The following is a 23,593-nucleotide window of genomic DNA, read 5'->3' as shown; positions in this document are numbered from 1 at the left end:
GGTCCGGCACGCCCGACCGCCACCGCCACCGCCACCGCCACCGCCACCGCCACCGCCACCGCCACCGCCACCGGCGCCGCGCGACCCCGCCGGACGGTGACCGACCGTCGCCGATGCGCCCCGCGAGATCACACGAACCACCGCACGGCCGCGATCGCCTCGCACGGTCCGTCACCGGAAATTCCGCCGTCACCGGGACTCGTCGCAGGCGGAACCACTCGCTTCAAGCGTGCGAAACCTGGTCGTAACACCGGGGCCCGGACAGTTCACCCGCGTGAAACCTGAGGCGCAGCCGCGCGAAACAGGACATCCCGATGCTCCCTGCAACCGACGTGCAGTGGAGGTCGACGTGGATACAGGGGACACCGCCTGGGTGCTCACCAGTGCCGCACTGGTGCTGTTGATGACGCCGGGACTTGCCTTCTTCTACGGGGGCATGGTCCGGTCGAAGAGTGTGCTCAACATGATGATGATGAGCCTGGGCGCCATCGGCGTGGTCGGTGTGCTCTGGGTTCTGGTCGGCTATTCCACCGCGTTCGGCACCGATCTCGGCGCCGGCCTGCTGGGCAAGCCGTTCGAGTTCTTCGGCCTTGACGGCCTGCTGGGCAAGGAGTCCGCGTTCGGGACCATCCCGACGACGGTCTTCGTCGCGTTCCAGGCCATGTTCGCCATCATCACGGTGGCGCTGATCTCCGGCGCGATCGCCGACCGCGCCCGCTTCGGGCCGTGGCTGCTGTTCGCCGGCATCTGGTCCCTGGTCGTGTACTTCCCGGTCGCGCACTGGGTGTTCGACTTCGACGGCAAGGACGCCGACGGCAACGTCGTCGACCCGGGCGGCTGGATCGCCAACAAGCTGATGGCGATCGACTTCGCCGGCGGCACCGCGGTCCACATCAACGCCGGCGCCGCGGGCCTCGCGCTCGCGCTCGTCCTCGGCAAGCGCGTCGGGTGGCCGAAGGACCGGATGAAGCCGCACAGCCTGCCGCTGGTCGTGCTCGGCGCGGGCCTGCTGTGGTTCGGCTGGTTCGGCTTCAACGCGGGCTCCGCCGTCGCCGCCAACGGCACCGCGGGCGTCACGTTCATCAACACCCTGGTCGCCACCTGCGCCGCGATGCTCGGCTGGCTGCTCGTCGAGCGCGTCCGCGACGGCAACGCCACCACGCTCGGCGCCGCGTCCGGCATCGTCGCGGGCCTGGTCGCCATCACCCCGGCGTGCTCGTCGGTCACCCCGGTCGGCGCCATCGCGATCGGCGCGATCACCGGCGCCCTGTGCGCCCTGGCGGTCAGCCTCAAGTACCGCTTCGGGTTCGACGACTCGCTCGACGTGGTCGGCGTGCACCTGGTCGGCGGCCTGTCCGGCACCATCCTGATCGGCTTCTTCGCCAGCTCCGACGCCCCGGCGGGCATCAACGGCCTCTTCTACGGCGGCGGCGTGGACCAGCTGTGGCGCCAGGCCGTGGGCGCGCTCGCCGTGCTCGCGTACTCGTTCGTCCTCAGCCTGATCATCGGCTACCTGGTCAAGGTCACCGTCGGCTTCCGCGCCGACGAGGAGGCCGAGGTCGGCGGCATCGACGAGGCCGAGCACGCGGAGACCGCGTACGAGTTCGGCAGCGGCCTCGGCACCCGTGGCGGCAGCAAGCCCAGTGTCGCCGCCGGCGCCACTGCGGTCCTCGAGGGGAGCAACAAGTCATGAAGCTGGTCACCGCGATCATCAAGCCGTTCACCCTCGACGACGTGAAGGCGTCGCTGGAGCAGCTGGGCGTGCTGGGCATGACCGTCAGCGAGGTCCAGGGCTACGGCAGGCAGAAGGGCCACACCGAGGTCTACCGCGGCGCCGAGTACGCCGTCGACTTCGTGCCCAAGCTGCGCATCGAGGTCCTGGTGGACGACACCGCCGTGGAGAAGGTCCTCGACGCGGTCGTCGAGGCCGCGCGCACCGGCAAGATCGGTGACGGGAAGGTCTGGGTGACCCCGGTCGACACCGTCATCAGGGTGCGGACCGGGGAGCGCGGCACGGACGCCCTCTAGCGGTTCGGAGCTCGACAAGATGGGGGACGGCCGGATGGAGAACGCCGAGACGGCCGTCGTCACGGCTGACGACCTGGTGCGAGCACGCGATCGGCTGCTCGCGCCAGGTCGGCGCCGTCTGACGGGGGAGTCGCTGCGCGAGGCGCTGGTGGACCTGCACGAGTTTTGGCTCACCGCGCACGCCTCGCAGGCGGGCGTCGGGGGACCGGGCAGCGGTGTCGCGCTGGTGGCCGTGGGGGGTCTGGGCCGGCGCGAGCTGGTGCCCTACTCCGATCTCGACCTGCTCCTGGTCCACAACGGGCACAAGGGCGTGGACGCGATCGCCGAGAAGCTCTGGTACCCGCTGTGGAACTCGGGCATCGGGCTCGACCACTCGGTGCGCACGGTGGGGGAGGCGCTGCGCGTCGCGGCCGGCGACCTGCGCACCGCGTTGGGGCTGCTGGACATCCGCCACATCGCGGGCGACCAGGAGATCAGCCAGCGGCTGACGGACAGCGCCCGCCAGGCGTGGCGCTCGGGGGTCCGCACGCGGCTGGACGAGATGGCCGAGTCGGCGTCGCGGCGGTGGGCGCGCAGCGGCGAGATCGCGCACCGCGTGGAGCCGGACCTCAAGCACGGCCGGGGCGGGCTGCGCGACGTGACGCTGCTCGACGCGTTGAGCGCGGCGCAGCTGACCGACCGGCCGTCCGCCGAGGTCAACGAGGCCCGCAAGCTGCTGCTGGACGTGCGCACCGAGCTGCGCCGGGTGGCCGGGAAGCCGCGGGACGTGCTCCGCGCGCAGGACGGCGACGAGGTCGCCACCGCGCTCGGCCTCCAGGACCGCTTCACGCTCGCCCGCTCGATGTCGTCGGCCGCGCGCACGATCGTGTACGCGGTGGACGTGGCCATGCGCACGGCGCGGGCCGCCGTCCCCAAGCGGGGCCTGGGCGTGTTCGCCCGGTCACCGCTGCGGCGCAGCCCGGCCAGGCGTCCGCTGGACGAGGGCGTCGGGCTGCACGGCGCCGAGGTCGCGCTGGCCCGTGACGCCGTGCCGAGCCGCGACCCGGCCCTGTTGCTGCGGGTCGCCACGGCCGCCGCGCGCAGCAAGCACCCGATCGCCGCGGGCACCCTGGCCAAGCTCGCCGACTCGGCCCCCGAGCTGCGGCAGCCGTGGCCCAGGGAGGCCCGCGAGGAGCTGCTGGCCCTGCTGGGCAGCGGCACGGGCCTGATCGACGTCGTGGAGGCGCTGGACCGCACGGGCCTGTGGGGCAGGCTGTTCCCCGAGTGGGGCGCGGTGCGCGACCTGCCTCCCCGCGACGCCGCGCACACGTGGACCGTGGACCGGCACCTGGTGCAGGCGACCGCGCACGCGGCCCGTCTCGTCACCAGGGTGTCCCGGCCGGACCTGCTGCTCCTCGGCACGCTGGTGCACGACATCGGCAAGGGCAGGCAGGCCGACCACTCGGGGGTCGGCGCGGCCATCACCACGCAGATCGCCGAACGGCTCGGCCTGTGGCCGCAGGACGTGGCCACGCTGACGTCCCTGGTCCGCCACCACCTCCTGCTCCCGCACACGGCGACCCGCCGTGACGTGGAGGACGAGGCCACCGTGCGCCGGGTCGTGGACACCCTCGGCGGCGACCCCGTGCTGCTGGAGCTGCTCTACGCCCTGGCCGAGGCGGACGCCGTGGCCACCGGTCCGGGTGTCTGGTCGGACTGGAAGGCGTCGCTGATCAGCGACCTGGTCGCGCGCTGCCGGACGGCGATGGCGGGTGACCCGCTGCCCAAGCCGGAGCCGCTGGACCAGCGCCAGCAGGACCTCGCCGCGGCCGTCCTGCGCAGCGGCAAGCCCGACGTGCTCATCGACCCGAACGACCACGCGGCCACCGTCACCGTGGTCGCGCCCGACCGCCCCGGCCTGCTGTCCAGGGCCGCCGGCGTGCTGGCGCTCAACTCCCTCGAAGTGCACGCGGCGACCCTCCGCTCCCACGGCGACCCGGCCCTGGGCGCCGCCGCGGTGGACGTGTTCACGGTGTCGCCCCGGTTCGGTTCCCTGCCGGACGTGACGCTGCTGCGCGAGCAGCTGACCCGCGCCGTGGACGGCTCCCTCGCGCTGGCCGACAAGCTCGCCGCGAAGGAGCGCGACTACGGCGGCCCGCCGCAGGACCCGCCGCCGCCGAAGGTGCTCTGGTTCGACGACGAGTCGACCGGCGGGGTCGTGCTGGAGCTGCGCGCCGCCGACCGGATCGGGCTGCTGCACCACGTCGCCGGCGCGTTGGAGCAGTCCGGTGTGGACATCGTGTGGGCGCGGGTGTCCACATTGGGCTCCACGGTCGTCGACTCGTTCGCCATCACCGTGCCGGACGGCGGGTACGGGCTGGACGCCGCGCGCCGGCGCAAGATCGAACGGGCCGTGCTGCTCGCCGCCCGGTGAAAGCCCCGACGCCGTTTGCGTAGGTCTACGCACAACCGACCACGGGTGCTCACGCTGCCGCCGCGGGCCCGGCGACGGCAAGCTTCCCACCGTGGCAAGCGAATCCGCCCCCGAGGGGGGTGGGGCGGAGGACGTGGCGCCACGGTCGGTCGGAGGCGGCCCATCGAGGGGTTGGGCCGCCTCCGACCGCCACCGGAACTCGTGGTCGTCCGGAACGTCTCTTTAGTATGGATGCGATGACCGCTGTCGCCGTGAGGCCGCGCTCGCTGATCGTGCTGGCCGGACTGCCGGGAGCGGGTAAGTCGACGCTGCTCGCCACCGCCGACACGGGTGGCGAGCCCGCCGTCGTGCTGGACTCCGACCAGGTGCGGACCCGGCTGCGGGCGCTGTTCCCGAAGGCCGTTCCGTACCGCGTCTACCGCCCACTGGTGCACCTGGTGCACCGCCTCCGCATCCTCTGGTTCGCGATCACCGCGAGCGGCCTGCTGCTGGTGCACGAGCCGTCCACCCGGCCGTCCACCCGCGCGGGGCTGGTCGCCGTGGGCGCGCTCACGAACCGGCCGCGGCACTTCCTGTGGCTCGACGCCAGCGCCGAGGAGGCGCTGTCGGGGCAGGTCAAGCGGGGCAGGCTGATCCGCTCCCGGTCGTTCGCCCGGCACGTCCGCCGCGCCGCGAGGCTCCGCGCCCGCTTCGCCGCCGGGGCGCCGCCGCGCGGCTGGCACGGCCTGACGCTGCTGACCCGCGGTGACCACCTGCGGCTGTCGGTGGCGCCGGCGTGAACGGCTACCCTGAGGAGCAGGAACCAACCGACGACGTGCGAGGTCTGGCGGCAACGTGTTCAACACCCTTTCCGACCGGCTCACCTCGGTCCTGCAGAACCTGCGGGGCAAGGGGCGGCTGTCCGAGGCCGACATCGACGCGACCGCGCGCGAGATCCGGGTCGCGCTGCTGGAGGCGGACGTCGCGCTGCCCGTGGTGCGCACGTTCATCGCGAAGGTCAAGGAGCGCGCCAAGGGCGCCGAGGTCAGCCAGGCCCTGAACCCGGCCCAGCAGGTCGTCAAGATCGTCAACGAGGAGCTGGTCGGCATCCTCGGCGGGGAGACCCGCAGGCTGAACCTGGCGAAGAACCCGCCGAGCGTGATCATGCTCGCGGGCCTCCAGGGCGCCGGCAAGACGACCCTGGCGGGCAAGCTCGCCAAGTGGCTGAAGGGCCAGGGCCACACCCCGATCCTGGTGGCCTGCGACCTCCAGCGCCCCAACGCCGTGACGCAGCTCCAGGTGGTCGGCCAGCGCGCCGGCGTCCCGGTGTTCGCCCCCGAGCCCGGCAACGGCGTGGGCGACCCGGTCGACGTGGCCCGCAAGGGCATCGAAGAGGCCCGGCGCGCCCAGCACGACATCGTCGTGGTCGACACCGCCGGCCGCCTCGGCGTCGACGAGGAGATGATGCGCCAGGCCGCCGACATCCGCGCCGCCGTGCAGCCCGACGAGGTGCTGTTCGTGGTCGACGCGATGATCGGCCAGGACGCGGTGAACACCGCGACCGCGTTCGCCGAGGGCGTCGGCTTCACCGGCGTGGTCCTCACCAAGCTCGACGGCGACGCGCGCGGTGGCGCGGCGCTCAGCGTCCGCGAGGTCACCGGGCAGCCGATCCTGTTCGCCTCGAACGGGGAGAAGCTGGAGGACTTCGACGTCTTCCACCCGGACCGGATGGCGAGCCGCATCCTGGGCATGGGCGACATGCTCACCCTGATCGAGCAGGCCGAGCAGGCGTTCGACGCGGACCAGGCCGAGGCCGCCGCGATCAAGATGGGGTCCGGCCAGCTCACGCTGGAGGACTTCCTGGAGCAGATGCTGGCCCTGCGCAAGATGGGCCCCATCGCGAACCTGCTGGGCATGCTGCCCGGCGCGGGCCAGATGAAGGACCAGCTGGCCAACCTCGACGAGAAGCACCTCGACCGGGTCCAGGCGATCATCCGGGGCATGACCCCGGCCGAGCGCGACGACCCGAAGATCATCAACGCGTCGCGCCGGCTCCGCATCGCCAACGGCTCGGGCGTCCGCGTCAGCGACGTGAACGACCTGGTCAACCGCTTCTTCGAAGCGCGCAAGATGATGAGCCAGATGGCCGGCCGGTTCGGCCTGCCCGGCGGTGGCGGCAAGAACACGCGCAAGGGCAAGGGCAAGAAGGGGAAGAAGGGCAAGGGCCGCGGCCCGACGCCGCCGAAGGTGCGCGGCGGCTTCCCCGGCATGATGCCGGGCATGCCCGGGATGCCCGGGATGCCTCCCCAGGGCGGCATGCCCGAGCTGCCCCCCGGCCTGGGCGGCCTCGACCAGCTGCCGCCCGGCTTCGACCCGTCGAAGTTGAAGTTCGGCAAGTGAGCGGGCTGCACCTGCGGGGCGTGGTCCTCCCGGACGGTGGCGACCCGCGAGACCTGTGGGTGGTCAACGGCCGCGTGCGGACCCGTCCCGTGCCGGGCGCCACGACCGTCGTGACCGGCGGCTACCTCGTCCCCGGCCTGGTCGACGCGCACTGCCACGTCGGCCTCGGCCCGAAGGGCGCGGTGGACCTGCCGGAGGCGTTCGAGCAGGCGCTCGTCAACCGCCGCGCGGGCACGCTGCTGATCCGCGACTGCGGCTCGCCGCTGGACACCCGCCCGGTGCAGGAGCGGCTCGACCTGCCCCGCCTCATCCGCGCGGGCAGGCACATCGCCCGGCCCAAGCGGTACATCAAGTACCTGGGCGTCGAGATCGAGGACCCGGCCGACTTGCCGGCCGCCGTGGCGGAGCAGGTCGCCGAGGGCGACGGCTGGGTCAAGCTCGTCGGCGACTGGATCGACCGCGACACGGGCGACCTCGCGCCGCTGTGGACCGAGGACGTCCTCACCGAGGCGATCAAGGTCGCGCACGAGAACAAGGCCAGGGTCACCGCGCACGTGTTCGGCGAGGACGCCCTCCCCGCCCTGCTCAACGCGGGCATCGACGGCATCGAGCACGGCACCGGCCTCACCGACGACACCATCGCGCAGATGGCCCGCAACGGCACGGCGCTGGTCCCGACCCTGATCAACATCGAGAACTTCCCGTCGATCGCGGCGGGCGCGGACAAGTACCCGGCCTACCAGGGCCACATGCGGCACCTGCACGCGCGCAACACCGACACCATCGCCAAGGCCGTCGAGGCGGGCGTGCCGGTGTTCGCGGGCACGGACGCGGGCGGCGGCATCGCGCACGGCCGGATCGTGGACGAGGTCCAAGCGCTCCACCGGGTCGGCATGACGCCCACCCAGGCCCTCGGCGCGGCGTCCTGGGCGGCCCGCGAGTGGCTGGGCTTCCCGTCGCTGACCGAGGGCGCGGCGGCCGACATCGTGGTCTACGACGACGACCCCCGCGAGAACCTGGAAGCGCTGCGGCACCCCCGGCTCGTCATCCTCCGCGGCCGCGTCCACAGCTGAGCACGGCCCGGCCGGACGGCGCCCGCACCCGGCGTGACCACCGACAATCCTGCGAAAAGCGTCCCTGACCGAAATTCTTGCTCCGCCGGGGGAACGTCGTGCCGCCGTCAGAGTGATCTTGAGCGGACTCCCGCGTCACCCGCGCTCACCGGACCACTACGTTCGGACGAGTGGAGGATCAGCGAGACCGGGACACGGGCCGAGCGCACTGGGGGTTCCTGGCGTTCTTCACCGGGCTGGCGGGCTACCACGTGGCGGTCCTGGTCTTCACCGCCGCGACCGCCGACCGCTTCGCCGAGATCGACATCACCGACCCGCCCGTCCTGGGCCCGCTGCTCCTGCTGGTCTTCCTGCCGAACGTGCTGCTCGGCCTCGGGCCGGTGGTCGTCTCCTGGGTCAAGGGCGACGGCCCCGGCCGTGACTTCGGGCTGCTGCCCACCCTCCGCGACCTGAAGGTCGGCGTGGCCGCCGGCGGCGTGGCGCTGCTGGCCGCGTGGCTGCTCGGCGCGCTGCTCCTGCGCCTGAACCCGGACGGGTCCGGCTCCCTGGACCACATCGAGGCCCTGTCGGGCGGCCGGACCGTCTGGCTGGCCGCCGCAGCCCTGTTCGTCTTCATCGGCGCTCCCCTGACCGAGGAGGTCCTGACCAGGGGAGCGCTGTGGCAGGCTCTCGCGCACTACAAGATCCCCCGGATCGCGATCCTGGCGCTCACCGCGCTGGTCTTCGCCTTCCTGCACGAGGAGAGCTGGCGCATGATCAGCCTCTTCGCCCAGGGGCTGGCGATCGGCGCGGCCCGCATGATCACCGGCCGGGTGGCGTCGAGCGTCGTCGCCCACGCGACGAACAACCTGCTTCCCGCCGTCTACCTGTACACCGGCTGATTAGGGTGAATGGCTGTGACACCACCGGATGGACCTCCGCCAGGCCTGATCGCCAGCGTGCGCGCGGTCGGTCGCGAGCCGGAGCCGGTGCGCCCCGGCCAGCGCTGGGGCTTCGGCGCGTTCCTGCTCGTGGAAGCCGTTTTCATTCTCAGTGCGGTGTTCATCACCGCCGTGGCCCGCACGTCGGGCACGGATCTCGGCGCGTCGGTCGCCTTCCTCCTGGTCGGCTCGATGCTCCCGACGGTCCTCGCCGCGGCCGTCGCCGTCACCATCACGTACGTGCGCGGCAACGGCCCGTTCCAGGACCTTCGGCTCGCCTGGGACTGGGCTGACGTCAAGGTCGGCCTCAAGCTCGGCGCGCTCGGCCTGGTCCTCACGTACGTGGCCGCCGTCGTGTGGTCGAAGCTGGTCGGCGACCAGAACGCCACCTCCGCCATCGGCGAGCTGGTGGACGGCGCGGCGCTGCCCCTCACCGCCGCGATCGTGATGTTCCTCTACGTGTGCTTCGTGGGCCCCGTGTGCGAGGAGATCGTCTACCGCGGCCTGCTGTGGGGCGCGATCGAGCGCCAGCGCTGGAGCCGGTGGGCCGCGTTCGTGCTCACCACGCTCATCTTCGCGGCCGGCCACCTCGAACCGCTCCGGACGTCGCTGCTCATCGTCATCGCGCTGCCGATCGGCATCGCCCGCCTCATCACCCGGCGGCTGACGGCGAGCGTCGTCGCCCACGTGATCAACAACTTCCTGCCCGGCCTGACCCTCCTCCTCGTCTCCATCGGGGTGATGCCCGCGTGACCACCGGCCCGAACACCCGTTCCCTCGACCTCAACAGCGACCTCGGCGAGGGCTTCGGCATCTGGCGCCTCGGTGACGACGAAGCCCTCCTCGGCGTCGTGACCAGCGCCAACGTCGCCTGCGGCTTCCACGCGGGCGACCCGTCCACCATGCGCGAGGTGTGCCGGCGCGCCGCGTCCGCGGGCGTGGCGGTGGGCGCCCAGGTGTCGTACCGCGACCTGGCGGGCTTCGGCCGCCGGTTCATCGACGCCGACCCCGCCGAGCTCGCCGACGAGGTGCTGTACCAGATCGGGGCGCTCGACGCGTTCGCCAAGGCGGCGGGCACCAGGGTCGCCTACGTCAAGCCGCACGGCGCGCTCTACAACGCCACCGTGCACCACGACGCCCAGGCCAGGGCCGTGGTGGACGGCGCCAGGGCGTTCGGCGACCTCCCCGTCCTCGGGCTGCCCGGCTCCCGGCTCCTCCACCACGCCGAGCGGGCCGGCCTGCGCCCGGTCCGGGAGGCGTTCGCCGACCGCGCCTACACCCCCGACGCCACGCTCGTGCCCCGGTCCCAGCCGAACGCCGTGCTGATCGGCACGGACGCCGTGGTCGCGCAGGTGCTCCGGCTCGCCGAGCGCGGTGAGCTGGTCGCCGTCGACGGCGCCGTCCTCACCGTCGAGGTCGACTCCGTCTGCCTGCACGGCGACACGCCGGGGGCCGTCGAGCACGCGCGGGCGGTGCGCGCGGCGCTGGCCGACGCGGGCGTCGCCGTGGCCCGATTCGTGGCCGAGTAGACGCGTCTGGCAGAATGGCTGGTTGTCCGCCGAGGTCGGTCCCTCTCACCGTGCCGTGGCGCCCCAGACACTGGGCTTTCACCACCCGTGCCCCACTCGGGTGAGGACTGCCCGCACCTGAGCACATCGAGAGCACGAGGAGCACCCACACCCGTGGCCGTCAAGATCAAGCTTCAGCGGCTTGGCAAGATCCGTCAGCCGTACTACCGGATCGTCGTCGCCGACGCCCGCGTCCGCCGCAGCGGCAAGGCGATCGAGACGATCGGCAAGTACCACCCCAAGGAAGAGCCGTCGTTCATCGCGGTCGACAGCGAGCGCGCGCAGTACTGGCTGGGTGTCGGCGCGCAGCCGACCGAGTCCGTCCAGCGCCTGCTGGAGATCACCGGTGACTGGCAGAAGTTCAAGGGCCTGCCGGGCGCCGAGGGCACGCTGAAGGTCAAGGAGCCGAAGCCGAGCAAGGCGGACCTGTTCGCCGCCGCGCTGGCCGCCGCGGGCGACGCCCCGTCGACCGAGGCGACGACCCCGAAGAAGAAGTCGGCCAAGAAGGCCGCCGACGCCGAGCCCGCCCCCGAGGCTGCCAAGGACGAGGCGTGAGCTTGTTGGCTGACGCCCTCGAACACCTCGTTCGGGGCATCGTCGACCACCCGGACGACGTCCGGGTGAACCTGGTCACGACCCGGCGCGGTCGCACGCTGGAGGTCCACGTCCACCCGGACGACCTCGGCAAGGTGATCGGCCGCAGCGGCCGCACCGCGACCGCGCTGCGCACCGTGATGGCCGGCATCGGTGGTCGTGGCGTGCGCGTCGACGTGGTCGACACCGATCGCTGATCGCGCACATGGACGTCGTCGTCGGCCGCGTGGCCAAGGCGCACGGGATCAGCGGCGAGTTGGCCGTCGACGTGCGCACCGATTCACCCGCGACCCGGTTCGCGCCGGGCTCCGTGCTGGCCGCCAAGCTGCGCGACGGCACGTCCCGGAACCTCACCGTCACAGCCGCCCGGAACCACTCCGGGCGGCTGTTGGTGCGTTTCGAGGAAGTGCTGACGCGTGACGTGGCGGAGACGCTGCGGGGCACGCTCCTGCTCGCCAGCACGGAAGACCTGCCTCCGACGGGCGACCCGGACGAGTTCTACGACCACGAGCTCGAAGGGCTCACCGCGGAGCTGACCGACGGCACGAAGGTCGGCACCGTGCTGGAGGTCGTGCACGGTCCGGGCGGCGAGCTGCTCGTGATCCGGCGCGAGGGCGGCGGCGAGGCCTTGGTGCCGTTCGTGCGGCAGATCGTGCCCACGGTGGACGTCAAGGGCGGGCGCGTGGTCGTCGACCCGCCCGAGGGCCTGCTCGATGCCGACTGACCCGACGCCGGTCGACCAGGGCCAAGCCGATCAAGCCCAGTCCGGTCGAGGGCAGGCCGGTCCCATGCGCATCGACGTCGTCACGATCTTCCCGGAGTACCTGGACCCGCTCCGGGCCGCCCTGCTGGGCAAGGCCGTCGACAAGGGCCTGATCAGCATCGGCGTGCACGACCTCCGGCGCTGGACGCACGACGTGCACAAGGCCGTGGACGACAGCCCGTACGGCGGTGGTCCCGGCATGGTCATGAAGCCGCAGGTGTGGGGCGAGGCGCTGGACGAGGTCTGCACCCCGGCCACCCGGCTCGTCGTCCCCACGCCCGCGGGCCGGCCGTTCACCCAGCGGCTCGCCCACGAGTACGCCGCCGAGGAGCACCTGGTGTTCGCCTGCGGCCGGTACGAGGGCATCGACCAGCGGGTCGTGGACGACGCGTCCCGCCGGATGCGCGTGGACGAGGTCTCCATCGGCGACTACGTCCTGGTCGGCGGCGAGGTCGCCGTGCTGGTCGTGGTCGAGGCCGTGGCCCGGCTGCTGCCGGGCGTGCTGGGCAACCCGAAGTCGGCCGCCGAGGACTCGTTCTCCGACGGCCTGCTGGAGGGGCCGAGCTACACGCGGCCCGAGGTGTGGCGGGACCTCGCCGTGCCGGAGGTGCTGCGGTCGGGCAACCACAGGGCGATCGACCGCTGGCGGCGCGACCAGTCGTTGCGCCGTACCCGGGAGCGCCGTCCCGACCTGCTCGACGCCCTCCCGGAGGGCGCGCTGGACAAGCACGACCGCAAGCTGCTGGACGAGTTGGAGGCGTCGGACTAGGTGCGGTGCCAGGGGCGATTTCACCCGGCCGCACCTCGTCTGGCACACTGGACAGGTTGCTGCACCCGGTTCTACTCATCCGGCGTGCGCTAGGCCCGCCCCCGCGCGTGTGTGACTTGAGTTCGACCGCGCCCTGGGGGAGTACGCATTACACGTGAGGACGAGGACGGACCACCGATGAACACCCTGGACGCTCTTGACGCCCAGTCGCTGCGCTCCGACATCCCCAGCTTCCGGCCGGGCGACACGCTGAAGGTCCACGTCCGCGTCATCGAGGGCTCCCGCGAGCGGGTCCAGGTGTTCCAGGGCGTCGTGATCCGCCGCCAGGGTGGCGGCATCCGTGAGACCTTCACCGTCCGCAAGGTCTCGTTCGGTGTCGGCGTCGAGCGCACCTTCCCGGTGCACTCCCCGAACATCGCCGAGATCGAGGTCGCCTCCCGCGGCGCCGTCCGCCGGGCGAAGCTGTACTACCTCCGCGACCTGCGCGGCAAGGCCGCCAAGATCAAGGAGAAGCGCGAGGCCAAGCCGGCCTCCTGACGCCGGGCTCACGCGGAACCAGTAGCCTGCCCACGTGGCAGACCCCGTGCACCGCTCCGCTGACGAAGACGATCAGGATCCCGCGGCCGAGTCCATTGCGGACCCGGCTGCGGGAACCAAGTCGAAGAAGGACAAGAAGAAGCCGCCGTTGTGGCGCGAGCTGCTCGTGCTCGGCGCCACGGCCCTCGTCCTGACGATCCTGATCCAGACGTTCCTCGCGCGGGTGTACGTGATCCCGTCGCAGTCGATGGAGGAGACCCTCCACGGCTGCCCGGGGTGCAACAACGACCGGGTCCTGGTCGACAAGCTCGTCTACGACTTCACGGACATCGAGCCGGGCGAGGTCGTGGTGTTCCGCGGCCCCGCGGCGTGGAACAACAACGACTTCGCGTCCGTGCGCTCGGACAACCCCGTCGTGGCCGCCCTCCAGTCGGCGGCGTCCCTGGTCGGCCTCGCGCCGCCGGACGAGCGCGACTTCGTCAAGCGCGTCATCGCCGTCGGCGGCCAGACCGTCGAGTGCTGCGACGACCAGCACCGGGTGAAGGTCGACGGCAAGCCGCTGGACGAGCCGTACATCTACTGGCAGCCCGGCACGTCGCCGGAGAACCACGACCCGTTCGAACCGGTCAAGGTTCCCGAAGGACACCTCTGGGTGATGGGTGACAACCGCACCAACTCCACCGACTCCCGCAAGCAGGGCGGTGGCGGCGTGGCGGGCACCGTGCCGGAGGACCACGTCATCGGCAAGGCGCGCGTGATCGTGCTGCCGCCGTCGCGCTGGCAGGGCATCGGCGACCACAACCCGCAGGCCCTCGCGATCGGCGCGCCCGCGTGGCAGAGCGCCGTGCCCGCCGGGGCCGGGCTGGCCGCGGCGTGGCCCCTGGTGCTCCTCGGCCGGAAGCTGCGCAAGCGGTTGACCAGGGCCTCACAGGCCTGATCGGTACGCTGACCGGGTGGTAGACGTCGCACCGTCCCGTGGCTCCTCCGACGAGGGGGACGCGGAGCACGAGGACAAGGTCGAGCAGTGGCGTGCCCGCGCGCGCAAGACCGCCAGGCGCAAGGGCTCGTTCTGGAAGGAACTGCCGATCCTGGTCGGGGTCGCGGTGCTGCTCGCCGTGCTGATCCAGGCGTTCCTGGCGAAGGTCTACATGATCCCGTCGGAGTCGATGGAGCAGACGCTGCACGGCTGCTCGGACGGCTGCTTCGGCGACCGCGTCCTGGTGGACAAGCTGACCTACGACTTCAGCGAGCCGGAACCCGGCGAGGTGGTCGTCTTCCACGGCCCCGACAGCTGGATCAACCAGGACTTCGTGGCGCCCGAGCCGACCAACCCCGTCACCCGGACCTTCCAGGGGCTCGGCTCGCTGCTCGGGTTCCCGGCGGCGAACGAGGAGGACTTCGTCAAGCGGGTCATCGCGGTCGGCGGGCAGACCGTGAAGTGCTGCGACGACCGCAACCGGGTCGTCGTGGACGGCGAGCCGCTGGACGAGCCGTACCTGTACTGGGCGCCGGGCCGCAGCACCGTGCAGGAGTCGTTCGCCGACCTGACCGTCCCGGAGGGCTACCTGTTCGTGCTGGGTGACAACCGCAACGACTCGTGCGACTCGCGGTGCCAGGGCGACGGCCGCGAGGGCGGGCTGGTGCCCGTCGACAACGTCGTGGGCAAGGCGCGCGTGATCGTGCTGCCGCCGTCGCGCTGGCAGGGCGTGGGCGACCACAACCCGCAGGCCGTGGCCCTCGGCGCGCCCGCGTGGCAGGAAGCGCTGCCCGCCGGCGCGGGGCTGGCGCTGGCGTGGCCGGTGGTGCTGGTGGGTCGCCGGGTGAGGGCGCGCTTCCGGAGCGCTCACCTGAGATAGGGTCGGAGGGTGATCCGCAAGCCCCCACGTGTCCAGGTTCGGCAGACCGCGGGCATCTGGGCGTTCGAGGCCGCACTCGCCCGGCGTGGCCTCGGGCCGGTGGCCGGGGTCGACGAGGCGGGTCGCGGCGCGTGCGCCGGACCGCTGGTGGTGGCGTCGTGCGTGCTCAAACCGGGTGACGGCGCGAAGTTCGACGGGCTCACCGACTCGAAGCTGCTGACCGCGGCGGCGCGCGACCGGATGTACGACCTGGTGCTCAAGCGCGCGCTGGACTACGCGGTGATCGTGATCCCGAGCGCCGAGGTGGACCTGATCGGCGTGCACGTGGCGAACATCGAGGGGATGCGGCGCGCCGTCGCCCAACTGGGCGCGCACCCCGGCTACGTGCTGACCGACGGCTTCCCCGTGCCGGGCCTCACCGCGCCGAACATGCCGGTGGTCAAGGGCGACCGGGTGGCGGCGTGCGTGGCGGCGGCGTCGGTGCTGGCGAAGGTCACCCGTGACCGCATCATGACCGAACTGCACGAAGAACTGCCCGTCTACGGCTTCGACGTCCACAAGGGCTACAGCACCCCGGAGCACGCCGCGGCGCTGGCCGAACACGGCCCGAGTGCGCAACACCGCTGGTCGTATGCGAATGTGGCGGCCGCGGCGCGGCAGCACGGGTTGGAGCCGCCGCACAGGGTGGCGCGCGGCGTGGTTGCCGCCGCCGTGGTCCAGAATGGGTCAACCCCGCAGACCGGCGGTGGCAGGCTCGCGACGAGGAGGGGCGCGGATTCGATGATTACCCGCGCGGAGGCGTAATGAGTGCAGAGGATCTCGAGAAGTACGAGACCGAGATGGAGTTGTCGCTGTACAAGGAGTACCGCGACATCGTCAGCCAGTTCTCGTTCGTCGTGGAGACCGAGCGGCGGTTCTACCTGGCCAACTCGGTGGACGTGCAGGTCCGCAACGCGGACGGCGAGGTCTACTTCGAGGTGCGGATGTCCGACGCGTGGGTGTGGGACATGTACCGCCCCGCCCGCTTCGTGAAGAACGTCCGGGTCATCACCTTCAAGGACGTCAACGTCGAGGAGCTGGACAAGCCCGACCTCAGGCTGCCCGAGGACGGTCCGTTCAACTCCTGACAGCCCGCAAAAGTCGCTGGGGCCTGCCCGAAGGGGTGGGCCCCTTTGCGTTTCCGGGCCGCCCGGCAGCGCTTTCCGCCGACATTTCGCCCGCGGTTGTCCACAGCCCGTCGAGTTGTCCACAGCCGGCCACTGGCCCGTGGACGCCCCTCCACCACCCCGGCAAGGTCGAACCAGGACCGAGTCCGATTCCGGAGGGGTGGAGCATGAGCACAGCGACCGACCTGGGCAAACGCGGCGAGGACGCGGCGGTGCGGTACTTGGAGCACCAGGGCCTCGCGATCCTGGCGCGCAACTGGCGGTGCGACGACGGGGAGCTGGACGTCATCGCGACCGACGGCGCGGGGCTCGTCGTGGTCGAGGTGAAGTGCCGTTCGGGCACCGGTCGGGGCTCGCCCCTGGAAGCCGTGACGCCGGAGAAGCTCGACCGGGTCCGAAGGTCGGCGCTGCGCTGGCTGAGCACCCACCGGATCGGCCGGGTGGACCTCCGCTTCGACGTGATCTCGATCGAGTGGCCGCCGGACGGCCAGGTCCGCCTGCACCACCTGCGAGGTGTGTGATGGCGCTCGCGCGAACGTGGTCGGTGGCGTTGTTCGGCGTCGACGGCGTGCCGGTGGAGATCGAGGCGGACGTCGGCGTCGGGACCGTGCGGACCCAGCTGCTGGGCCTGCCCGACGCGGCGCTGCACGAGTCGAAGGACCGGGTGAAGGCGGCGGTCCGCAACAGCGGGCACGGCTGGCCGTCCCAACGGGTGACGCTGGGTCTGTCCCCGGCGACGCTGCCGAAGAACGGCTCGGGCTACGACCTGGCCCTCGCGTGCGTGGTGCTGGCCGCCGCGCAGGCCATCCCGGCCGACCGGCTGGCGGACACGGTGTTCCTGGGGGAGTTGGCGCTGGACGGCCGGGTGCGCGCCGTCCGGGGCGTCCTGCCCGCCCTGCTCGCGGCGAAGCGGGCCGGTCTGACCCAGGCGGTCGTCCCCGTGCCCGCGCTGCCCGAGGCAGCCCTGGTGGAGGGCCTGACCGTGCAGGGCGCGGCCACGCTGGCCGAGGTCCTCGCCTGGCTGACCGGTGCCGGCGGCCTCCACGCCACCACCCCGGCCGAGCCGTCGCCGCCGCCGGACGGACCGGACCTGGCGGACGTCATCGGCCAGCCGGAGGCCCGGTGGGCGCTCGAAGTGGCCGCCGCCGGTGGTCACCACCTCCTCCTGTCCGGCCCGCCGGGCACCGGCAAGACGATGCTGGCGCAACGCCTGGCCGGCCTCCTGCCGCCGTTGTCGCGGGAGGAGGCGTTGGGCGTCACGGCGGTGCACTCGATCGCCGGCCTGCTCACCCCGGAGGCGCCGCTGGTCTCCACCCCGCCGTTCGTGTCGCTGCACCACTCGACGTCCGCGGTGGCGTTGATCGGCGGCGGCAGCGGCATGGCGAAGCCCGGCGCGATGAGCCGCGCCCACCGCGGCGTGCTGTTCCTGGACGAGGCGCGGGAGTTCGGGTCGGCGAAGCTGGAGGCGCTGCGCACGGCGTTGGAGGAGGGGGAGGTCCGCCTGGCGAGGCGGGACGGGATCGCCCGCTACCCGGCGAGGTTCCAGCTGGTCATGGCCACGAACCCGTGCCCGTGCGCGCCGCCGAAGGACATCGACTGCACGTGCCTGCCGGCGGCCAGGAGGCGTTACGAGACCAAGCTGTCCGGCCCGCTGCTGGACCGGGTGGACCTCCGGGTCGTGATGCGCCCCCTGACGGCCATGAGCGCGGTCGAGGTGTCCGCGCCGGAACCCACCGCCGCGGTGCGCGAACGCGTGCACAAGGCCCGCACCAGGGCCGCGGAACGCTGGTCGGACCACGGCTGGCTGACGAATGCCGAGGTGCCGGGCCCCGCCCTCCGCCGCGACTTCGCCCTGCCCCGCTCCACCACCTCGATCCTCGACCGCGCCCTGTCTCGGGGCGTCCTGACGGGCCGAGGCTCGGACCGTTGCCTCCGCGTGGCGTGGACCCTGGCCGACTTGGCGGAGGTCGACCGTCCGACACCGGACCACGTGGCGGCGGCCTTGGAGTTCCGCGAACGGAGGATGTCGTGACCGCCTCCGGGAAGCTTTGCGCCCGAGGCCGGCCGCAGGGTCGGCGGGTGCTGGACCGTCGGCCCTGGCCCTGGCCCTAGTGGTGGGCATGGCCGGCGTGAGGCGTGCGGATGGGTCACAGATTCGATTCGTGCCGGTAGGGGGTTGTTGTGACGACCGATGAGGTGCGGTTGGCGCGGGCGTACCTGTCGCGGGTCGCCGAACCGCCTGCCGCCGCGCTGGCCGCCTTGGTGGCCGAGGTGGGGCCGGTGCGGGCGGCGAGGATGGTGCGGGCCGGGGAGGTGCCGTCGGCCGTCGACAGCCAGACGTCGGCTCGGCGGGCGGTGGACCGGGCCGAGCAGGACTTGGCGACGATGGCCGCCCTCGGCGGGCGGTTGGTGGTCCCGGAGGACGACGACTGGCCGCGGTGGCCGTTGAACGCGTTGGCCGTCGCCGCGGCCAACGGCCTCCGGTGCGGGTTGGAGCCGCTGGCGTTGTGGGTGCGGGGCGGGCACAGCCTGGCCGCGCTGACCGAGCGGGCGGTCGCGGTGGTGGGCAGTCGGGCGGCGTCCGGGTACGGGCAGCACGTGGCGGGGGAGTTCGGGTTCGGCCTCGCGGAGGCCGGGGTGACGGTGGTGTCGGGCGCGGCCTACGGCATCGACGGAGCGGCGCACCGGGGCGCCATCACGGCCGGCGGGCTCACGATCGCCGTCCTGGCCTGCGGTGTCGACGTCGCCTACCCGGCGGGCCACCGCGCGTTGCTGGACCGCATCGCCCGCCAAGGGCTGGTGGTCAGCGAGTACCCTCCGGCGCACACCCCGGCCCGCCACCGGTTCCTGACGCGGAACCGGCTCATCGCCGCCCTCGCGGAGGGGACGGTGGTGGTCGAGGCCGGGCAGCGCAGCGGGGCCAAGAACACGGCAGCGTCGACCGTGGCCCTCGGGCGGGTACTCATGGCGGTGCCGGGTCCGATCACGTCGGTCAGCTCGTCGGGCTGCCACGAGCTGCTGCGGTGGGGGAACGCGCTGCCGGTGACGAGCGTCCCGGAGATCATCGAGTCGACGGGCCGCCTCGGGGTCGATCTCGTGGAAACCACGCGGAACACCGACACCGGGCCGCCGCAGGGCGACGCGATGCGGGTCTTCGAAGCGTTGGGCCTGTCGTCCGGGCACAGCCCCGAGTCGATCTCCGTGGAGTCCGGCGTGGAGTTGCCGCGGGTGCGGGCGTTGTTGCCACAACTGGAACTGGCCGGTCTCGCCACGCGGGTCGAATCAGGTTGGAAGCGCTCCCAGGAAATGAGTTGGCGTGGCGATACTTGACCAAGTGCGCTTGAGGGCGCAGCGTCAGGGACTATGTCCCCGCCGCCGCCCGCTCGGACACGTCGTGTCGATCTCGTACGCCTGCGTCGAGGGCTGCCCGGCGACGTGGCGGCGGCCCTCGACCGCTACGAACGCCACCTGGCGATGGAGCGCGGTCTTTCCCCGCACACGGTCCGGGCGTACCTCGGGGACGTGGTCGCGCTGCTGGTCCACTTAGCCGGCGGCGCGCCCGACCACGCCACGATCGAAGCCGTTGACCTGCCCGGACTGCGCTCCTGGCTGGCCGCCCAGCACTCCACCGGCGCAAGCCGCACGACCATGGCCCGCCGCGCCGCCTCGGCCCGGACGTTCACCGCGTGGGCCTCCCGGAACGGCCTCCTCGCCGCCGATCCCGGCCCCCGGCTCTCCGCGCCCCGCCCCCATCGCACCCTTCCCGCCGTGCTGCGGCCGGACCAGGCCGACGCCGCCATGACAGCCGCGGAAGTAGGTGCGGAACAGGACGATCCGGTTGCGCTGCGTGACCGGGCCGTGGTGGAGTTGCTGTACGCAACAGGCGTTCGGGTCGCCGAGTTGTGCGGTCTCGACCTCGACGACGTGGACTACTCCCAAAGGGTGATTCGGGTTCTGGGCAAGGGCAGTCGCGAACGGACCGTGCCGTTCGGCGTTCCGGCCGAACGCGCGGTACGGCGCTGGGTGGAACGCGGCCGATCGGCGCTGGTCACCGACCGTTCACAACGCGCGCTGCTGCTCGGTGCGCGAGGCGGTCGGCTCGATCCCCGTACCGCCAGGAGGGTTGTCCACGATGTAGTAGGCGAGGTGCCCGGAACGGCCGACACCGGGCCCCACGGCCTGCGGCACTCCGCGGCGACGCACCTGTTGGAAGGGGGAGCGGACCTGCGCACCGTCCAAGAGCTTCTTGGTCACGCTACGCTCGCAACGACTCAGCTCTACACACACGTCACCGTCGAACGGCTGAAGGCGATCCATGACCGAACCCACCCCCGTTCCTGACGTCGCAGGGGGAGGTTCGCGGACCGCAACCGTGACCTCTCCTTCCGCCGCGCGCGTCGGGACCTCGTCGGCGGCGCGCACCCCGGCTGGGACGAACGGTCACCACGTCGACGCCGAGCCCCCGCGCAACGGTCACGCCGTGCCCGCGGTTGTCGGGAGACCGGCGCACGGGGCGTCGGACCGCACCGCCGATGACGTGGAAGCCGGGATCATCGCGCTCTGGCACACCTACGGCCAGTCGCGCCGGCAGGGCCTGCGGGACCGGCTCGTGCTGCACTACGCGCCGCTGGTCAAGTACGTCGCCGGTCGGGTCGGCACCGGCCTGCCCGCGCACGTCGACGTCGCCGACCTGATCCAGTCCGGCATCTTCGGCCTGGTCGACGCGATCGAGAAGTTCGAGCCCGAGCGCGGCCTGAAGTTCGAGACGTACGCGATGCAGCGCATCCGCGGCGCGATCCTCGACGACCTGCGCTCCCAGGACTGGGTGCCCCGCTCGGTCCGGAGCCGGGCCCGTGACGTCGAGCGGGCGCTGGAACGCCTCGGCGCCCGCCTCCAGCGCACCCCGACGGACCGCGAGCTGGCCGCCGAGCTGAAGATCGGCCTCGGCGAGCTGCGGGAGCTGTACGCGCAGCTCCAGCTGACCAGCGTCGTCGCGCTGGACGAGCTGATCGCCGCCGGCCGCAACACCGGCGGGGCCGGCTCCTCGCTGGCCGAGTCGCTGCCCGACGAGGGCGCGGAAGACCCCATCGCCACCCTGGTGGACCAGGACAGCCGCCGGCAGCTGGCCGACGCGATCGCCCAGCTCGCCGAACGCGACCGGGTGGTCGTCACCCTGTACTACTTCGAGAACCTGACGCTCGCCGAGATCGGCAAGGTCCTGGGCGTCACCGAATCGCGCGTCTGCCAGCTGCACACCCGCGCCGTGCTGCGCCTGCGCACCAAGCTGAACGAGCAGCTGGAGGCCTGACCGACGCGAACGCCGGAGCCCGCCGCCGGTCTGAACCCAGGTCCGAACGCGCAGGTCCCAACGCGCAGGGTCTGACGCAGAGGTTGTGGCGGCGGCACTAGCCCGTGGGAGCGAGGTGAAGGCTGCTGGCGCAGGCCGCGCCCGGCTCGGTCTGCGGTGGGCGGCCGGCGCACAGACAGCCAGCGCAGGCGGCTGGCGTGCAGGTGGCCGGTGCGCAGGCGGTCGGGCACGCAGATGGCCGGCGTGCAGACGGCCGGTGCGCAGGCGATCGGCGCGCAGTACGGCCGGTGCGCAGGCGGTCGGCATCCAACGGTCGGCTGCTCGATCCCGGCGGCGGTGGCTCGGTGGCTCGGTGGCGGTGGGCCGGTGGCTGATGGTGATGGACCCGGAGCTGTGACGCCCGGCCCGTGGCCCGTGACCCCTGGCCCGTGGTCGGTGGCCGGCCCGGGTGGTCGGTGGCCTGGACCGGTGGCTCGTTGGTCAGTCGACAACCGGGTGGGACGGCTGGGCCGTGCGGGGGTGTTGGGGGCCGGCTTGGCGGGGCAGGAGACGGACTCGGGGTGTGGTCACCAGGTGCCTCGGGTCCAGGTAGGCGCGGGTTCGGGGTGGGGTGACGCGGACCGCGGCCCAGTGGAGGCAGGCTTCGGCCGGGCAGCCCTCGTGGCCTGGGCGGAGGGTGGCTATGCGGTCCCCTCGCCGGACCTGCTGCCCTCGGCGAACGGCAGGGTCCACCGGTTCGTACGTCGTGCGCAGGCCGTCGGCGTGGAGGAGCGAGACCACCGTGCGGCCGGCCACCGGGCCGGCGTGCAGGACCACGCCGTCCCCGGCGGCCAGGACCGGGGCGCCGGGTGGCGCCGCCAGGTCGATGCCGCGGTGGCCGTGGGCGTACTCCGTGGCCGGTGGCTCGAAGGCCCGGACCACCTGGTGCGGCGGGGCGAGGGGCCAGGCGAAGCGGGGACGGCGGGTGGCCTGTGCGGGTGCGCCGAGGGGCGCCACGGGTAGCGTCACGAGGGCTGTCAAGGCCAGGACCAGCAGTGTTCGCATCGTGGGAGTCATGGGTCGAGCGTTCCGCGGCGCACCGGGGGCTACCAGTGGCTTCTCCGGAACTGTGGACAACTCGGAGGGCTGTGGACAACTCCAGGGCCGGTTCGTTGTTCTCCGTCCCCCCGGCGTACACTCGACCCGCGGCCCGTGTGAGTGCGGGACGACTTCGCGTGCCAATGCAGACCCGACCCCGTTCCCGCGGTCGAGTCACGGCGTCCGGCGGTCCTGAGGTGAGAACCCTCCGGTTCGGACGGCGGCAGGGGCACCAGGGCGGCGGCCACCCCGGCCCGCCGCGATGAACCGGAACGCGTGCCGGCTGCACAGCCCGGCGCGCCTGAACGAAGAGGTGCGAACCCGGCCATGGCCGTCGTCACCATGAAGCAGCTGCTCGACAGCGGCGTGCACTTCGGGCACCAGACCCGCCGCTGGAACCCGAAGATGAAGCGCTACATCTTCACCGAGCGCAACGGCATCTACATCATCGACCTGCAGCAGACGCTGACCTACATCGACCGGGCTTACGAGTTCGTGAAGGAAACGGTCGCGCACGGCGGGTCGATCCTGTTCATCGGCACCAAGAAGCAGGCGCAGGAGGCCATCGCCAACGAGGCCCTCCGCGTCGGCATGCCCTTCGTGAACCAGCGGTGGCTGGGCGGCATGCTCACCAACTTCTCGACGGTGCACAAGCGCCTCCAGCGGCTCAAGGAGCTGGAGTCGATGGAGCAGACCGGCGGTTTCCAGGGTTTCACCAAGAAGGAAATCCTGATGATGAACCGCGAGAAGGACAAGCTGGAGCGCACGCTCGGCGGTATCCGCGACATGTCCAAGGTGCCCAGCGCCGTGTGGATCGTGGACACCAAGAAGGAGCACATCGCCGTCGGCGAGGCGCGCAAGCTGAACATCCCGATCGTCGCGATCCTCGACACGAACTGCGACCCGGACGAGGTCGACTACCCGATCCCGGGCAACGACGACGCGATCCGGTCCGCCGCGCTGCTGACCAAGGTGGTGGCCGAGGCCGCCGCCGCCGGTCTGATGGCGCGCTCCGGCGCCCGCACCCAGGCCGCCGACGGCGCGGACAAGCCCGAGCCGGGCCAGGACGAGCCGCTCGCCGAGTGGGAGCAGGAGCTGCTGGTCGGCGCGGAGGCGACGGAGAAGCCGGCCGAGGCCGCCGC

The 23,593-nt window shown here is 72.4% G+C and carries 25 protein-coding genes; 24 read left to right on the top strand and 1 reads right to left on the bottom strand.

Annotated features, from left to right (window positions below):
* Positions 1-349: 349 nt before the first annotated feature.
* The 23 genes from ACFQ3T_RS19705 to ACFQ3T_RS19595 all read left to right on the top strand — a co-directional run bounded on the left by ACFQ3T_RS19705 (position 350) and on the right by ACFQ3T_RS19595 (position 21,374).
* Positions 350-1,693, top strand: a complete 1,344-nt coding sequence (locus ACFQ3T_RS19705; RefSeq protein WP_380724774.1) for an ammonium transporter — start codon at positions 350-352, stop codon at positions 1,691-1,693.
* Complete coding sequence (locus ACFQ3T_RS19700) at positions 1,690-2,028, top strand: P-II family nitrogen regulator (RefSeq protein WP_380724773.1); 339 nt, start codon at positions 1,690-1,692, stop codon at positions 2,026-2,028. Before ACFQ3T_RS19705 ends, ACFQ3T_RS19700 begins: the two co-directional genes overlap by 4 nt.
* 34 nt (positions 2,029-2,062) lie before the next feature.
* The gene (locus tag ACFQ3T_RS19695; protein WP_380724772.1) at positions 2,063-4,441 is read left to right on the top strand and encodes a [protein-PII] uridylyltransferase; all 2,379 of its coding nucleotides are present in this window, start codon (positions 2,063-2,065) and stop codon (positions 4,439-4,441) included.
* 236 nt (positions 4,442-4,677) lie between these two features.
* Entirely contained in the window at positions 4,678-5,220 is a 543-nt protein-coding gene (locus tag ACFQ3T_RS19690) for an AAA family ATPase (protein ID WP_380724771.1), read from the top strand.
* 55 nt (positions 5,221-5,275) lie between these two features.
* A complete protein-coding gene (gene ffh / locus ACFQ3T_RS19685) occupies positions 5,276-6,820 on the top strand; it encodes a signal recognition particle protein (protein ID WP_380724769.1) in 1,545 nt (514 codons plus the stop codon).
* Positions 6,817-7,893: an amidohydrolase family protein gene (locus ACFQ3T_RS19680; RefSeq protein WP_380724767.1), complete on the top strand. Its 1,077-nt coding sequence runs from the start codon at positions 6,817-6,819 to the stop codon at positions 7,891-7,893. The genes ffh and ACFQ3T_RS19680 overlap by 4 nt, the downstream gene beginning before the upstream one ends.
* A 170-nt stretch (positions 7,894-8,063) precedes the next feature.
* Complete coding sequence (locus tag ACFQ3T_RS19675) at positions 8,064-8,774, top strand: CPBP family intramembrane glutamic endopeptidase (RefSeq protein ID WP_380724765.1); 711 nt, start codon at positions 8,064-8,066, stop codon at positions 8,772-8,774.
* Positions 8,775-8,783: 9 nt separating this feature from the next.
* Complete coding sequence (locus tag ACFQ3T_RS19670; RefSeq protein ID WP_380724764.1) at positions 8,784-9,566, top strand: CPBP family intramembrane glutamic endopeptidase; 783 nt, start codon at positions 8,784-8,786, stop codon at positions 9,564-9,566.
* Positions 9,563-10,342, top strand: a complete 780-nt coding sequence (locus ACFQ3T_RS19665; protein WP_380724763.1) for a LamB/YcsF family protein — start codon at positions 9,563-9,565, stop codon at positions 10,340-10,342. The genes ACFQ3T_RS19670 and ACFQ3T_RS19665 overlap by 4 nt, the downstream gene beginning before the upstream one ends.
* A 153-nt stretch (positions 10,343-10,495) precedes the next feature.
* Positions 10,496-10,936: a 30S ribosomal protein S16 gene (gene rpsP / locus ACFQ3T_RS19660; protein WP_380724762.1), complete on the top strand. Its 441-nt coding sequence runs from the start codon at positions 10,496-10,498 to the stop codon at positions 10,934-10,936.
* Positions 10,933-11,172 carry an RNA-binding protein gene (locus ACFQ3T_RS19655; RefSeq protein ID WP_015104447.1) on the top strand — a complete coding sequence of 80 codons (240 nt, stop codon included), beginning with the start codon at positions 10,933-10,935 and terminating at the stop codon, positions 11,170-11,172. Before rpsP ends, ACFQ3T_RS19655 begins: the two co-directional genes overlap by 4 nt.
* An 8-nt stretch (positions 11,173-11,180) precedes the next feature.
* Positions 11,181-11,699 (top strand): ribosome maturation factor RimM, encoded by a 519-nt coding sequence (gene rimM, locus ACFQ3T_RS19650; protein ID WP_380724761.1) that lies wholly within the window; start codon positions 11,181-11,183, stop codon positions 11,697-11,699.
* 64 nt (positions 11,700-11,763) lie between these two features.
* Entirely contained in the window at positions 11,764-12,507 is a 744-nt protein-coding gene (gene trmD / locus ACFQ3T_RS19645; protein ID WP_380724760.1) for a tRNA (guanosine(37)-N1)-methyltransferase TrmD, read from the top strand.
* Between the two features lie 177 nt (positions 12,508-12,684).
* Entirely contained in the window at positions 12,685-13,044 is a 360-nt protein-coding gene (gene rplS / locus ACFQ3T_RS19640) for a 50S ribosomal protein L19 (RefSeq protein ID WP_380724759.1), read from the top strand.
* Positions 13,045-13,078: 34 nt separating this feature from the next.
* Entirely contained in the window at positions 13,079-13,981 is a 903-nt protein-coding gene (gene lepB, locus ACFQ3T_RS19635; protein ID WP_380724758.1) for a signal peptidase I, read from the top strand.
* Between the two features lie 16 nt (positions 13,982-13,997).
* Positions 13,998-14,900, top strand: a complete 903-nt coding sequence (gene lepB, locus ACFQ3T_RS19630; protein WP_380724757.1) for a signal peptidase I — start codon at positions 13,998-14,000, stop codon at positions 14,898-14,900.
* Positions 14,901-14,909: 9 nt separating this feature from the next.
* Positions 14,910-15,704 (top strand): ribonuclease HII, encoded by a 795-nt coding sequence (locus ACFQ3T_RS19625; RefSeq protein WP_380724756.1) that lies wholly within the window; start codon positions 14,910-14,912, stop codon positions 15,702-15,704.
* Positions 15,704-16,027, top strand: a complete 324-nt coding sequence (locus ACFQ3T_RS19620; RefSeq protein ID WP_015104440.1) for a DUF2469 domain-containing protein — start codon at positions 15,704-15,706, stop codon at positions 16,025-16,027. The genes ACFQ3T_RS19625 and ACFQ3T_RS19620 overlap by 1 nt, the downstream gene beginning before the upstream one ends.
* A gap of 206 nt (positions 16,028-16,233) precedes the next feature.
* On the top strand, positions 16,234-16,587 hold the full coding sequence (locus ACFQ3T_RS19615; protein ID WP_380724755.1) for a YraN family protein: 354 nt from the start codon (positions 16,234-16,236) through the stop codon (positions 16,585-16,587).
* Positions 16,587-18,098, top strand: coding sequence for a YifB family Mg chelatase-like AAA ATPase (locus ACFQ3T_RS19610; protein ID WP_380724754.1), 1,512 nt, complete (start codon positions 16,587-16,589; stop codon positions 18,096-18,098). The genes ACFQ3T_RS19615 and ACFQ3T_RS19610 overlap by 1 nt, the downstream gene beginning before the upstream one ends.
* Before the next feature lie 149 nt (positions 18,099-18,247).
* Complete coding sequence (gene dprA, locus ACFQ3T_RS19605) at positions 18,248-19,396, top strand: DNA-processing protein DprA (protein WP_380724753.1); 1,149 nt, start codon at positions 18,248-18,250, stop codon at positions 19,394-19,396.
* Positions 19,397-19,429: 33 nt separating this feature from the next.
* A complete protein-coding gene (locus ACFQ3T_RS19600) occupies positions 19,430-20,407 on the top strand; it encodes a tyrosine recombinase XerC (protein ID WP_380724752.1) in 978 nt (325 codons plus the stop codon).
* Positions 20,382-21,374: a FliA/WhiG family RNA polymerase sigma factor gene (locus tag ACFQ3T_RS19595; RefSeq protein WP_380724751.1), complete on the top strand. Its 993-nt coding sequence runs from the start codon at positions 20,382-20,384 to the stop codon at positions 21,372-21,374. Before ACFQ3T_RS19600 ends, ACFQ3T_RS19595 begins: the two co-directional genes overlap by 26 nt.
* A gap of 480 nt (positions 21,375-21,854) precedes the next feature.
* Here ACFQ3T_RS19595 and ACFQ3T_RS19590 read toward each other — a convergent pair whose 3' ends face one another.
* On the bottom strand, positions 21,855-22,418 hold the full coding sequence (locus ACFQ3T_RS19590) for a M23 family metallopeptidase (RefSeq protein WP_380724750.1): 564 nt from the start codon (positions 22,416-22,418) through the stop codon (positions 21,855-21,857).
* Between the two features lie 360 nt (positions 22,419-22,778).
* Here ACFQ3T_RS19590 and rpsB point away from each other — a divergent pair.
* A partial coding sequence (gene rpsB / locus ACFQ3T_RS19585) for a 30S ribosomal protein S2 (RefSeq protein WP_380724749.1) occupies positions 22,779-23,593 on the top strand: 815 nt, incomplete at its 3' end.

It is taken from the genome of Saccharothrix hoggarensis, assembly GCF_042678885.1.
Taxonomy (GTDB): domain Bacteria; phylum Actinomycetota; class Actinomycetes; order Mycobacteriales; family Pseudonocardiaceae; genus Actinosynnema; species Actinosynnema hoggarensis.
The sequence above is the reverse complement of the archived record's forward strand: the minus strand, read 5'-3'. Positions and strand labels throughout refer to the sequence as shown.